The sequence below is a fragment of the Halorubrum sp. 48-1-W genome (assembly GCF_003287355.1).
Classification (GTDB): domain Archaea; phylum Halobacteriota; class Halobacteria; order Halobacteriales; family Haloferacaceae; genus Halorubrum.
The window spans coordinates 158,688-171,261 of record NZ_QMIM01000001.1 but is presented as its reverse complement, the minus strand read 5'-3'; the positions used below and the strand labels follow the sequence as shown (position 1 = coordinate 171,261).

Below are 12,574 nucleotides of genomic sequence, written 5' to 3'. Positions count from 1 at the left end.
AACCCTTTGCCCGGCCGGCACCAACGGGAGGCAATGACGGGACCCTCCGGCGACGACTCGGCCGACCACGTGACGACGGACGACGGGGTCGAAGCCGTGGACGAGGCGACGAGTACGGACGAGACGACACGCGTGGACGACGAGGTCGGGGCCGTGGACGAGGCAACGACGGACGAGGCAACGACGGACGGGACGGCACACGGGGACGACCCGCCGGAGACGTCCGCCGCCGACTCCCCCGCGATCGCGGTCGCGGCCGCCGTCGGCCTCGGGGTCCTCGGCCCCGTGATCGCCGTCGTCGGCAGCGGGGGCGTCTTCTTCCTCGACCGGCTCGCCGGAGGGTTCCCGTTGGTCGTGAGCCTGGTTCTCACGCTGATCGTGGGCCAGTACGTCGCGTTCGGCGGGCTCGCGCTCGGCTACCTGGCGTGGCGGGGGTTCGACCGGTCGGGGATCGTCTCGTATCTTGGGGTACAGCGGCCGAGCCTGACCGAGGTCGGCCTCGTCGTCGGCGGCTGGGTCGTGATCGTGCTCACGCTGCTCGTCGTCTCCACCGTCGTCCAACTGCTCGGCGCGGAGACGGCCTCGAACCAGAGCGCGGAGTTCGCCGTACAGAACCCGGCGATCATCCCGCTTTTCATCGTCGCCATGTTCCTCGTGGTCGGCCCGTCGGAGGAGATCCTCTACCGCGGGGTCGTCCAGGGGCGGCTCCGGGAGTCGCTGCCGGCCGTGCCCGCCATCGCGATCGCCTCCGGGATCTTCGCGTTCATCCACGTGATGGCGCTGACGGGCGGGATCTCCGGACGGCTCACCACGGTCGCGATCCTCTTCTTCCCGAGCCTCGTCTTCGGCGCGGTCTACGAGTACACCGGGAACCTGGTCGTCCCGGCGCTACTCCACGGCCTCCACAACGCGGTGATCTTCACCCTGCTGTACGTCACCGTCACGTACAGCGACGAGCTTCAGGACATGGCGGAGGGCGGCGCTACACTGCTCCCGCTGCTCCCGTTTTGAACGCGATCGACGGGGGAACGTGGCGGCTCAGTCGGCAGTGTCGCCGACCCGATCGGCCGCGGTCGCGCCCGCCGGCGCGATCTCGTCCTCGCGGAGGTAACACTGCGGGTCGGGGGCGAAGAGGTCGCCGGTCGTCCGGAGCGCCCGGAGCCGCGAGCCGCCGCGACAGACGGACCGATACCGGCAGTCGGAACACCGCCCGGTGAGCCGGTCGTCACGGTCGCGAAGCGCGGACAGGAGCGGGTCGGACTCGTCCTCCCAGATCGCGGCGAAGGGTCGCTCGCGGACGTTCCCGAGGCTGTGACCCTGCCAGAACTGCGTGAGGTGGACGTTGCCGACGGGGTCGACGTCGGCGACGCGCTCGCCGGCGGGGTCGCCACCGTTGCGCTCGAGGTACGTCCGGACCCGCGCGGCGTGGTCCGGGCCCAGCTCCCGGCGGGCGTACTCGACGAGGTAGCCGGCGTCGGCGTAGTTGCCGACGAGCAGCGTCTCTATCTCCTCGCCGCGGTCGTGGTACTCGCGGGTGAGGTCACACAGCGTCCGCACCGCCTCCCGTTTCCGCTCCGGGGAGAGGTCGACGTCGACGATGTCCGCGCCGCGCCCGCCGTAATCCAGGTGGTAGAAGCAGAAGCGGTCGACGCCCACGTCGGTGAGCAGGTCGATCACGCCCTCCAGGTCGGGCGCGTTCGCCTCGGTGATGGTGTACCGGAGCCCGGTCTTCAGCCCGACGTCGAGACAGGCCTCGATGCCGCGGACCGCCGCGTCGAACGCGCCCTCCCGGCCCCGGAACGCGTCGTTGCGTTCGGCAAGCCCGTCGACGGAGACGCCGGCGTATCGGAGGCCGGCCTCCTTCAACTCGGCGACAGCCTCCCGCGTGAGGAGCGTCCCGTTCGTCGAGAGCACCGGCCGTATCCCGCGGTCGGCGGCGTACCCGACGAGCTCCGCGAGGTCCTCGCGGATCAGCGGCTCGCCGCCGGAGAAGAGCACGACCGGGACGCCGTAGTCGGCGAGCCCGTCGAGGAGCCCCTTCGCCTCCGCCGTGGTGAGTTCGCCGGGCGCCCCGTCGGTGTCGGCTCCGGCGTAACAGTGGTCACAGTAGAGGTTACACCGCTTCGTCGTGTTCCAGACGACGACCGGCCGTCGCTGTTTCCGCTCCGTGATCTGCGGCTCCGCCGAGCCGTCGGCGGCGTCGTACCGGAGCCCGTCGCTCTCGGCGTCGAGCCCGCAGAGCAGCTTGCTGATCGAGATCACCGTCGGTCCTCGCGTTCGCCGGCGTCCGGGGTTGCTCCCTGCGGCGTTCCCTCAGTCTCCTCGTACACCCGCCGTTCGGACGCCCCGGAGGAATCGGAGCTCCCGTTCGCCTCGGGGTCGGTCCCAGTACTCTCGGGGTCGGTCCCCGTCTCGGCGTCGGTCCCCGTCTCGGCGTCGGTCCCCGCACCGTCGTCCCCGAGCGAGTACGTCGAGAACCGGTGAGTCTCGTCGGCCGGACAGAGCCAGACGTCCCGGGCGTACCACGCGAACAGCCGGCTCGCCTCCTCGTGGGCGACCTCGGGCGACGGGGCTGCGACGGTTCCGACACGACACATCGGGTCGGATTCGGTCTCGCGGACGAACACCTCCCAGCGCCGCTCGTGGGTGCGACGGGGCGTCCCGTCGACCGTCCGTTGCGCTTTCTCGACCATACGGGGCGTACCCGTGGGGGAACCATATCGATCCGAGCGGTCTCCCGGACCCTGGGAACGCGCACGAACACGTTCCCGCGTCCGTCCCAAGGGCGACCGAACCGCTTATTCCGCGCGCCGGGCTACGGTCGGGCGGACAGAGGGAGCCCGACTCCCGTGCCTCCGGCATGAGGAAAGTCCCCCCACCGGCCGGACGGGCGACCGGGCACACGCCCGGAGTCGGAGACGGCTGGCTCTGGAACAGCAACGACACCCCCCGCCCCGACCGATGAGTCGAGCGAACCGACCCGCAAGGGAAGGGAGTTAACCCGACGAGGGCGCGTGGGTTTCCCACGTTACAGACGGGCGGGAACGGATGGAACGGCGAACCCTCGCCGGTGCAAGTCCGCGCCATCAGGTAGTCCGGCCACGGCGCGGACGCTCAGCCGAATGTCGGGACGAACCGAAGGGGGCTTACTCCCCTCAGTCCGCTCACACGGCGAGCCGTGCGACCGATAGCACGGGGAGCACCGCTGCCGTGGGATTAAAACGACCATAACGGTGAGTAGCCCCTTCCGAACGACCGTCCCCGGTCGATCATGAACGTTCACGAGGAAGGGAAGCGTTCAAGTCGACAGCACCGTTAACAGTGTGTATGTCCGAGGCACAGACCGTTCGGCTGTCGTACGACGACGGGGCACGAGCGGTCGAACTCGCACGCGAGGCGGTCGAGTCGTTCGTTCGACATGGACAACGCGAACAGCCCGGAAGTATGCGTGAGGCCTTCTACGCCCGGACCGGCGCGTTCGTCCGGCTCGAGTCGACCCGCGGTCGTGGCCGACTGCGGGGGTGTGCCGGCGCGTGGGACGACTCCGACCAGCTCGGCCACGCCATCGTCGAGGCAGCGATCAAGGCCGCCTCCGGCGACTCCTGTGGCTCGGAGGTCGAACCCAAGGAGCTCGAGAACATCACCGTCTCGGTCTGTGTCGTCTCGAACACCGTCCTCACGAACGACCCGCTCGAGGACCTCGAGATCGGGACCCACGGCGTCGCCGTCGACGGCGGCAACTCACACGGCTGGCTCTACCCCACGGTCCCCGTCGAGAACGGCTGGTCGGGCACGGAATTCCTCTCGCGCGCCTGCCGGAAAGCGAAACTCTCGCCGACCGCCTGGCAGGACGACGACACGATGGTGACGCTCATCGAGGGACAGGTGTTCCGCGAGCGCGCGGACGGCGGCGCGGTCGAGGAGCTGTGAGTCTTCTCCGGTTCCGAGAGCCGTCAACTACCAGACGCCCTACGCGTTCGAGCCGTACCCGACCCGCTCCGCGTCCGCGAGCGCTCGTTCCGTCGCCGCTGTGAGGTCGAACGCGTCGTCGGCGACGACCTCGCCGTCACGGATCACGGGCTCCATCAACGGCTCCGCGTCAGCGGGTCCGTCCCGGTCGGCGAGCCCGACCGCGTGGCCGCCGTCGGCGGTGCGGTAGACCTCCTTCGCCCCCGAGAGCTTCCCGCGTTTGGCGGCCGGCTCGCCCTCGACCGTGACGATGTCGAGCGCGAAGTCGACGGGGTCGGCGTTCGAGACGTAGCCGCCGACGCCGAAGCCGTCGACAACGTCGCGGAGTTCGCGGAGGTCGTCGGGGCCGAGCCCGCCGGAGACGTAGACGTCGACGTCGTCGTGGCCGCGGGCCCCGAGCTCCCACTGTACCTCCCGAACGATGTGTCGGAAGTCCCCGCGCCGCGAGCCGGTGGTGTCGAGCCGGACCCCGTCGAGCCGGTCGCCGAGCGCCTCGACCGCCCGCAGGACCTCGTCGACCTCGTCGAAGTAGGTGTCACAGAGCGCGATCCGGGGGACCGACTCGTCGACCGCCGCGTCGAAGGCGCGCCAGGCCGCCTCCTGGTTGCCGCGGCCGAAGCAGATGGAGAGGGCGTGCGGCATCGTCCCCGACGCCTCGCGGCCGATCAGGTCGCCGGCCGCGACGTGCGAGAAGCCGTCGAGGCCCCCGACGAGCGCCGACCGCTCGACGGCGGCCGTCATCGCGGGGTGGACGTGGCGTGCGCCGAACGAGAGCACCGACGCGTCCGGCGCGGCCACCCGACAGTCGAGCGCGGCGGTGGCGATGGCGGACGCGTGCGAGAGGAAGCCGAGAAGCGACGTCTCCAACTGCGCGAACGCGAGGTACTCGCCTTCGATCCGCATCACCGGCCCGCCGTCGAACAGGCGACCTTCGGGGATCGCGTGGACGTCGACGTCGTAGCCGGCGAGCAGGGCGACCGCGTCCTTCAGCCCGGCGAGCAGCTCGAACCCGCCCGTCGGGAACTGGTCCGCGGTCACTTCGGCGACGACGCGTGGATTCCGCCCCGCGCCCTCGAGGGCGGTCGCCGTCCGGTCGAAGTAGGCGTCGGTGGCCCGGCCGCTCCGGATCGCCTCGGCGTCGACGATGTCGAACTCCGTCATACCGGACGGTTCGGCGGGCGGGGACGAAAAGCCATCCGTGTCGTCCGCGGGGTCGGGTTCCCGGACTACCGCCGGGAGCGACGGCCGAGGACCGCCGTCAGGGAGAGGAGGGCGACGAGCGCGGCGACGGTTCCGAACCCTGGCGCCCGCCCGTTCGTCGATCCGCCGGCGTCGTCGGTTGGGTCCTCCCCGTCGACCGCTCCGTCCTCGTCGGTGCTCGGATCCCCGTCGTCGACGGAGCCCGACCCGTCATCGGTTCCGTCGTCCGTCCCGATCCCGTCGTCCTCGGTGTCCGCGTCGTCGTCCACGGTCGTCCCGTCGTCCCCGTTCGTCACGTCGTCCCCGTTCGTCACGTCGCCCGCGGGCGGGTCGAGGTCGATCCCGGGGCGGAGTTCGCGGACGTCGGCCGGCTCGGGTCCGTGGACGATCGTCACCGTCGTCCCGTCCCACTCGACGCCGTACGCCCCCCGGAAGTCGCCGGAGGCGATCTCTCGGACCCCGTCGTCACGGTGTTCCGCGCCGTGTGCCTCAAGCATGGTGCGGTAGGCGTCCCGGAACTGGCGGGCGTCCGTCGGCGTTCGCCACTCGGTCACCCAGACGTAGCCGTCGCGCTCGGTGCCGCCCGCGTCGTTGCGGTAGGGATACAGCTCGTCGCCGGCCCAGCCGGCCGTCGCCGGGTGCGCGTAGTTGTACGCGCTCCGCGTCTGGAGACGCTCGTCCGTGTCGGTGTGGACCCGGACGTTGGCCGCGACGCTCTCGTCGGGTTCGAGGACGGGGTACTCGTACTCCTCCGCGAAGCTCTGATACCAGAACATCACGAACATCGACGCCTCGCCGGTCGTCTCCGAGCCGTTCACGCCGTGCTCGGGGTACGTCTCCCACTCGCCCTCCGCGGTGTCATCGAAGTCGACCTCGCGGGTCTCGTAGTCGGGCTCGCGGTGGATGACCTCGGACGTCGCGTTCGGCGGGTCGTTCATCGTCGCGTTGACCGCGTCCCAGCCGCCCTCGTCGCGCAGTTCCTCGACGTAGAACGGGCCGTCGGAGTACGGCTGGAGGACGGTCTGGAGGATCCCGACGTTGGGACTCCCGCCGCTGTCGGTGGTCGATTCGGGCTCCTCGAGACAGCTCCAGTCCGCCCCACAGCGGTCGTCGTACCGCTCCTCGACGTGGACGGCCTCGCCCTCGATTATCCCGTCGACGGCGAGGTCGGCGTCCTGGGTCGCGCCGACGTACTGCGGTTCCGTGAGGTCGTGGTACTGGTCTTGCATCGCGTGGGTCAACTCGTGGACCAGCGTCGACTCGCTGACCCGCACCTCCTCGCCCTCGGGGATCACGAGGACGATCCGGTCCTCCGCCGGCGAGTAGAAGCCGGTGACCGAGCCGCCGAAGACCGTGTCGATCGCCGCTGCGGAGGATTCGTTCTCGCCGACGACGAAGAGCGCCTCCCACACCTGGTCGTTCCAGCGGTCGAACTCCCCGTCGTCCGTCGTCTCGGCGGTCTCGTTCCCGTCTCCCCCGTCGGTCCCGTTCGACCGGAACTCCTCGCGCGTGACCGTCTCGACCGGGACCCCCGTCTCGAAGGGTCGCTCACGGAGGTACTCGACGCGCGCCATGCTCCGGTGAATCAGCGTCTCGAGTTCCGCTTCCGTCAGGCCGTCCTCCCCGTCGAACCCGAGGTCGTCCGCGTGGTACGTGCCGTTCCAGCAACCGACCAGTTCGTTGTCGGCCTCGGTCTCGCAGTCGGCCGCGGTCTCCGCGATCGGCGCGTCCGTCGCGGCGACGCCGCCGGTCCCCACGGCGAGGAGGACGAGCGCAGCGAGCGCCGCCACGAGGGGGAGAGCCCGTCGCATACGGTCGATTACGAGGGGGCGGGTAAGTAGTTTGTCCGTCGGATCACGGGTCGGTTCGCGTTCGGCCACGGCGCTGCCGGGGGCATCCCCTCCGGTCGCTCCTCCCGGCGTGGCGGGCGACCGCCGGGACGCTCCCGCCGAACGGTTCACGTCGTCACTCGGATCGGCCCGCGTCGCGTCCGGTGGACACTCGTTACGCGCCGACCCACTGCGGACCGTTACGCGCCGACCCACTGCGGACCGTTACGCGCCGACCCACTGTGGACCTATTACGATATCGAGGAGTCCCGACTGAAGGATAACACACCCCACGACGTATTTATGTACTATTAAGACGATCTTATATTAGTTATGAAATACATACCCACCCGTTCCGGGTTCGTCTGTGTGGTCCTCTCGCTCGCGCTCGTCGTCGCCGGGATCGGCGCCGTCGCGACGCCGGCGGCGGCACAGAGCGACCAACCCGACTGGGCGGTCGAGATGTACGAGGACATGGGGCCGATGGTCGAGACGTACAACGAGAACGTCGACGCTGACGACTTCGGCGTCTTCGCCGGTCAGCTACAAGGTGAGAGGGTGAACCTCGTCGTGGACGACCCGGCGAACGACACCGAGGGGTCGGTGTCGTTCCGGCTGGACGACGACCTCCGGATGCAGGAGGTGGAACTCGGCACCCGTGACGACGCCACTATCCGGATGAGCACGGACAAGGACACGATGGACCGCGTCATCGCGTCGGACGCTCCCGAGACGGAGTTCCAGAACGCTGTCGTCGACGACGAGATCACCATCTCCGGCATCGGGACGGTCAACCGAGTGAAATGGACCGTCGTCAACACCGTTGGGGGCGTCCTCCGGGGTATCTTCGGCTAACGCGGCCGACCCTATCACAGCCGTCGCGTTCGTTCCGCGTCCGACGTTCGGTGTCCGAACATCTAGACACACGCGTGTTATCCGAGTGCGTATCGGTCACGAGAGACTAGCTGGGTCGCAGGAATTATTTGCGCACATACTGTCAATTTTTATATGTCCTACATCGTTCACGTGCTCCCACGATCGGACTGGCAGACGTTCGAACGACGCGGCAAGTATCGCCCCGACTCGCTTGCTGAAGCGGGGTTCATTCACTGCTCGAAACCCGGTCAGATCGTCCTCGTCGCGGACTACAACCATGCCGACGAGGATGACGTAGTGTTGCTTTTACCTGAATTGAGGCGCTAAGGCCCCTTCCTCAACGAACGAGCGAAGCTCTTATGGGCGGACGAGACGCAGAGCGTCTCGTCAACGACGCACGGTTCTCAAACACGTTCGACGCTCGGTCCACAGGCCCACGCAATCGAAACAACTATGCGCACAGATACGCATCGTGCGTATGTAGTGAGGCGGAAGAACATCACCATCCGCGAAGACCAAGCCGAGTGGGTCGAGGAGAACCACCTCAACCTCTCGTCGTTCGTTCGCGGACAACTTGACGAACTCATCGAAGAACGCTCGTGAACTACAACTACCGGTATCGACTCCGACCGTCCGACGCTCTCGAAGAACAGTTAGCGTGGACTGTCGATACCTGTAGACAGGTCTACAACCACTTTCTCCACCGACTCAACCGCACCGACGACACCGCGGCATACTCCGAGCAGAAGCTCCTGCCGAGTCTCAAGAAGTGGTGGAGCGACCTGAAACAAGTTCACTCGAAGGTACTACAGAAGGTCGTACAACGGCTGTACGACAACCTCTCGACACTACGAGGGCGCAAAGAGAACGGCTACCGCGTCGGGACGCTCAAGTGGAAGGCACCGGGCGAGTACCGCAGTTTCACCTACAGCCAATCCGGCTTCAAGCTCAAGAACACGGGCGGTCGGACGCGACTGTGGCTCTCGAAACTCGGAGAAATCCCGCTTACTTTCCACCGCGACCTCCCCGACGACGTCGACATTAAGACCGTCACGGTCAAGCAAGAACCGACCGGGAAGTGGTACGCCATTCTCGGCATCGAGACGCCCGACGACCTGCCGGAGAAGCCGGAGAATCCCGAGAACTGCGTCGGTATCGACGTGGGGATTCTCACGTACGCCCACGACACCGACGGAATCGCCGTCGAATCCCTCGAGCTGTCCGACGAACGCGAACGCTTGGAACGCACACAGCGCGACCTCTCGCGGAAACAGCACGGGTCGGACAATTGGGAGAAACAGCGTCGGGTCGTGGCAGAACGCCACGCCGAGTTGAAGAACAAGCGCCGCGACTTCCTTCACAAGCTCTCGAACTACTACGCTCGGGAGTACGACTTCGTGGCCGTCGAGGACTTGGACGCGAAGGGGTTGGTCGAACTACCGGGTAATTCGCGGAACCGGGCAGGTGCGGCGTGGGGGACGTTCCTGCGGATGCTCAAATACAAGTGCGAACGCGAAGGAACGCACTTCGTTGCTGTGAATCCGCGCGGAACGACGAAAGAGTGTGCGTCCTGTGGCGTTTCGACCGAGAAACCGTTGTGGGTGCGCGAACACTCCTGCCCGGCGTGTGGGTTCGAGGCGGACAGAGACGCGAACGCGGCGTGGAATATTCTTTCTCGCGGTGTGAAGAAGCGGTTAGGAGCGGGACGCTCCGAATCAACGCCTGTGGAGACTGCGCTCCCTGTGTCCTCGGTTGTGGATGCAAAGCGCGTCGTGGAAACAGGAAGCCCCATCACCAGAAGTCAAAGACTTCTGGTTAGCAGTCAGAACTCAAAGAGTTCTGACGACACCCTCAAGCGCGAGGGCGTCAGCCCGAGCGGTAGGGTGGGGTAGTTCACTCGTCGGCAAGCTGTATCCCTCGTGCGATGACATACATCAACACGATACCAGTGCCGACTGCGAGAATGAACTGCGAGACGACGGTCAGGAGTCCTGCGAGCAAGGAGTTCCCACCGATCAGTAGCATGATCAGAAACACGAGAAGCGCCAGCCCCCCGAATAAGACGATGAGAGCAACAAGTGGGAAGACTTCTGCTCGGATCTGACCAAGGTCCAATTCTCCTGATGCCTGGTCGATAAACGGCGGTGACGGCATACCAGTACTATCTAGATACGCGCTTATGAACAGTTAGCTCCTCAGATTTATTACTGATTTCTGAGAAGAGCCAGAGTATGGACGCACGAAAGCTGCTCACTGAGGTTGGTGCGGGAATTGCGTTCTTTCTTCTCGTTGCTGTCTTGGTCATCGAACTACTCGATTTCGAATTTTCGGCGATTATTGGCCTTCCTATCGGTTACTCGCAGGGATTGTCGTGTTTGTCGGACTGTGGAGCCCCTCGTCTCAGTGAAGGTGATCCAGCTGGTGACTACCGCATCGGAGACATCTCCTTGGGATTCGAGGCAGTCGATCGTATCGATGTCGCTACTTGTCTCCTCGATCGACTCGAAGAACACGACTACATCGAAGAGATGCCGAAAGTCGGGGCTGTGTGAGCACCCTGTATTCAGCTCAGTCATCCAAAGCTGAAAGATGTCAGTACTCCCGGCAGACCTCATTCCAGGCTCGTCAGCATCGACTGTTTCCAAAATTCGCCAGCAAGAGCGGTTACTACGGAAGAACCGATCTCAACGATATACCGTAGCTGAAGCAATAGATATTATTTATAGATATTTCTAGTAGCCTACTCGAAATGTACGCCCGCGACACTAACGACCGGTCTCATCTCCGGCGGCGTGCCGCGTCGACCGGGAAACCCTCGTGGCGGGCGGTCGCCTGCGCGGCGACGGGCGGGTCGCGTTCGCGACCGGATGTGACGTGCCTGGGTTCTCCGCGCGGTCATCGCTCCCAACTGGGAGTACTCGGGCGGGGACTGAGGGCACGCGGTCAGGAGTACTCGGCGGGTACGGTTAAACCATCCGCCGATCAGTCGTCGAGTTCGGTCCCCGCGACGGTCACGGAATCGTCGTCGACCTGCGGTTCGTCGACTGAAACGGGCTCGACTCCGCGGCGGCGGGCGTCGACCTCGGAGAACAGGTACACGAGCGCCACGAGAAGCCCGGCACCGATCGGGAGCAGGAGGAGCGGAGTCGCGCGCGAATACCCCCAAACGACGAGCAGGACGACGACGACGCCGGCGACGGTGACGGCGTAGTATATCTGGGTCCGGACGTGGTCGATCAGGTCGGAACCGGTGAAGGTCGCGGAAAGGACCGTGGTGTCGGAGATCGGCGAGCTGTGATCGCCGAAGATGGCACCGGAAAAGATGACGCCGACCATCACGGCCACCAGGGTGTGACCCGCCGGACCGCCGCCGCTGACCTCCCACGCGATCGGGATCGCGATCGGGGTGACTATCCCCATCGTCCCCCAAGAAGTGCCAGTGGAGAAGGCGATGGCGCCGGCGACGAGAAACACGAGCGCGGGCAACAGCGCGGGCGAGACGGAGCCGACCGCGACCGCCGCGACGTAGTCGCCGGTGCCGAGCGCGTCGATCGCCTCCCCGATCCCCCACGCCAGTGCGAGGATGGAGACGGCCGTGAGCATGATCCCGAACCCGTCGATCGTGTACTCCGTCGCGTCGCCGACGCCGAAGACGCCGTACAGCTTTCCGAGGGCGAACCCGCTCGCGACCATCGAGAACGAGCCGATCATGAGCGCCACCTCGTAGGTGGCGTTCAGCGCCGCGTCCCAGAGCCGTCCGCCGGCCGCAGTGAACTCGGCAACGAGGAGGTCTCCGAGGAAACCCGCCGGCGAGAAGCCGCCGGACCACAGCGCGGTCATGACCGTCACCGCGATCAGGACCGCTACCGGGACGAAAAACGACGCGAGCCGTGGCGTCGACGACGGTGGTTCGCCGAGTTCGCCGGCGACGTCCTGCATCGGGACCGCGTCGTCCCGTGTGACCTTCCCGGTCGTCCACGAGCGGTGTTCGGCGGCGAGCATCTCGCCGTAATCGCGGCCCGACGCGACGATCACGAGGACCATCACGATCGCGAGTATCGCGTACATGTTGAACGGGATCGAGGAGACGAACACCTCGAACGTCCCGGGACGGTTCGCGGCGTCGACCCCGGCGGCCTCGTAGCCCTCGACGATGAGCGAGAGCTGGAAGGCGACCCACGAGGAGATCCCGAGCGTCGCTACCGGTGCCGCGGTGGAGTCCACGACGTACGAGAGCTTCTCGCGGGAGACCCGGAGGCGGTCGGAGACGTCCTTCATGGCCGACCCGACGATGGCGGTGTTCGCGTAGTCGTCGAAAAAGAGGACGATACCGAGACCCCACGCAACGAGCCCCGCCTTCCGTTGGCTGTCGAGCCGGGCGAGCGCCCAGTCACGGACCGCCGCGGTCCCGCCGAGGTTCCACACCATGGCGACACCGGAGCCGAGGAGCAGCGTGAACACGATGATCGTCGCGTGGAACTCGTCGGAGACCGCGGCGACGATCCATTCGAAGGTTCGGACGATCCCGAGCCCGCCCGTGGCGATCACTGCGCCCGACCAGATGCCGAGGAACAGCGACAACACCGCCTTGCGGGTGAGGATCGCGAGCGCGATCGCGAGCACCGGCGGGGCGACGGACAGCGCTCCGAAATCCGACATACCCGACGACTGCGACGCCCGAGTGTTTAGTTAACTACCTC

General features: G+C 66.5%; 12 protein-coding genes and 1 other RNA gene. 7 read left to right on the top strand and 6 right to left on the bottom strand.

The window, feature by feature from the left end; translation table 11 throughout:
- The first annotated feature begins 33 nt into the window (after positions 1–33).
- Positions 34–1,011 carry a type II CAAX prenyl endopeptidase Rce1 family protein gene (locus tag DQW50_RS00945; protein ID WP_112077454.1) on the top strand — a complete coding sequence of 326 codons (978 nt, stop codon included), beginning with the start codon at positions 34–36 and terminating at the stop codon, positions 1,009–1,011.
- Positions 1,012–1,038: 27 nt separating this feature from the next.
- On the opposite strand, the gene DQW50_RS00940 is transcribed toward DQW50_RS00945, so the two are convergent.
- Positions 1,039–2,262 (bottom strand): TIGR04347 family pseudo-SAM/SPASM protein, encoded by a 1,224-nt coding sequence (locus tag DQW50_RS00940; RefSeq protein ID WP_112077453.1) that lies wholly within the window; start codon positions 2,260–2,262, stop codon positions 1,039–1,041.
- A complete protein-coding gene (locus tag DQW50_RS00935; protein WP_112077452.1) occupies positions 2,259–2,693 on the bottom strand; it encodes an Htur_1727 family rSAM-partnered candidate RiPP in 435 nt (144 codons plus the stop codon). Before DQW50_RS00935 ends, DQW50_RS00940 begins: the two co-directional genes overlap by 4 nt.
- A gap of 135 nt (positions 2,694–2,828) precedes the next feature.
- Between DQW50_RS00935 and rnpB the strand changes: the two genes are divergently transcribed.
- Positions 2,829–3,161, top strand: an RNA gene (rnpB, locus tag DQW50_RS00930) — RNase P RNA component.
- A gap of 166 nt (positions 3,162–3,327) precedes the next feature.
- Entirely contained in the window at positions 3,328–3,930 is a 603-nt protein-coding gene (locus DQW50_RS00925; protein ID WP_112077451.1) for a TIGR00296 family protein, read from the top strand.
- A 39-nt stretch (positions 3,931–3,969) separates the two neighbouring features.
- On the opposite strand, the gene DQW50_RS00920 is transcribed toward DQW50_RS00925, so the two are convergent.
- A complete protein-coding gene (locus DQW50_RS00920; RefSeq protein WP_112077450.1) occupies positions 3,970–5,130 on the bottom strand; it encodes a nicotinate phosphoribosyltransferase in 1,161 nt (386 codons plus the stop codon).
- A 65-nt stretch (positions 5,131–5,195) separates the two neighbouring features.
- The gene (locus DQW50_RS00915; RefSeq protein WP_112077449.1) at positions 5,196–6,980 is read right to left on the bottom strand and encodes an Hvo_1808 family surface protein; all 1,785 of its coding nucleotides are present in this window, start codon (positions 6,978–6,980) and stop codon (positions 5,196–5,198) included.
- 351 nt (positions 6,981–7,331) lie between these two features.
- Here DQW50_RS00915 and DQW50_RS00910 point away from each other — a divergent pair, with 351 nt between their 5' ends.
- From DQW50_RS00910 to DQW50_RS00900, 3 genes are all read left to right on the top strand, one after another.
- A complete protein-coding gene (locus tag DQW50_RS00910; protein ID WP_112077448.1) occupies positions 7,332–7,853 on the top strand; it encodes a hypothetical protein in 522 nt (173 codons plus the stop codon).
- A gap of 153 nt (positions 7,854–8,006) precedes the next feature.
- Positions 8,007–8,201 carry a DUF952 domain-containing protein gene (locus DQW50_RS00905; RefSeq protein ID WP_112077447.1) on the top strand — a complete coding sequence of 65 codons (195 nt, stop codon included), beginning with the start codon at positions 8,007–8,009 and terminating at the stop codon, positions 8,199–8,201.
- A gap of 272 nt (positions 8,202–8,473) precedes the next feature.
- The gene (locus tag DQW50_RS00900; RefSeq protein ID WP_112077446.1) at positions 8,474–9,766 is read left to right on the top strand and encodes an RNA-guided endonuclease TnpB family protein; all 1,293 of its coding nucleotides are present in this window, start codon (positions 8,474–8,476) and stop codon (positions 9,764–9,766) included.
- A 1-nt stretch (position 9,767) separates the two neighbouring features.
- Here the strand turns inward: DQW50_RS00900 and DQW50_RS00895 are convergent, their stop codons facing one another.
- Positions 9,768–10,028 carry a hypothetical protein gene (locus DQW50_RS00895; RefSeq protein ID WP_112077445.1) on the bottom strand — a complete coding sequence of 87 codons (261 nt, stop codon included), beginning with the start codon at positions 10,026–10,028 and terminating at the stop codon, positions 9,768–9,770.
- A gap of 77 nt (positions 10,029–10,105) precedes the next feature.
- Between DQW50_RS00895 and DQW50_RS00890 the strand changes: the two genes are divergently transcribed.
- Entirely contained in the window at positions 10,106–10,426 is a 321-nt protein-coding gene (locus DQW50_RS00890; RefSeq protein ID WP_112077444.1) for a hypothetical protein, read from the top strand.
- A 430-nt stretch (positions 10,427–10,856) separates the two neighbouring features.
- Here DQW50_RS00890 and DQW50_RS00885 read toward each other — a convergent pair whose 3' ends face one another.
- On the bottom strand, positions 10,857–12,533 hold the full coding sequence (locus DQW50_RS00885) for a Na+/H+ antiporter NhaC family protein (RefSeq protein WP_112077443.1): 1,677 nt from the start codon (positions 12,531–12,533) through the stop codon (positions 10,857–10,859).
- Between the last annotated feature and the right edge of the window lie 41 nt (positions 12,534–12,574).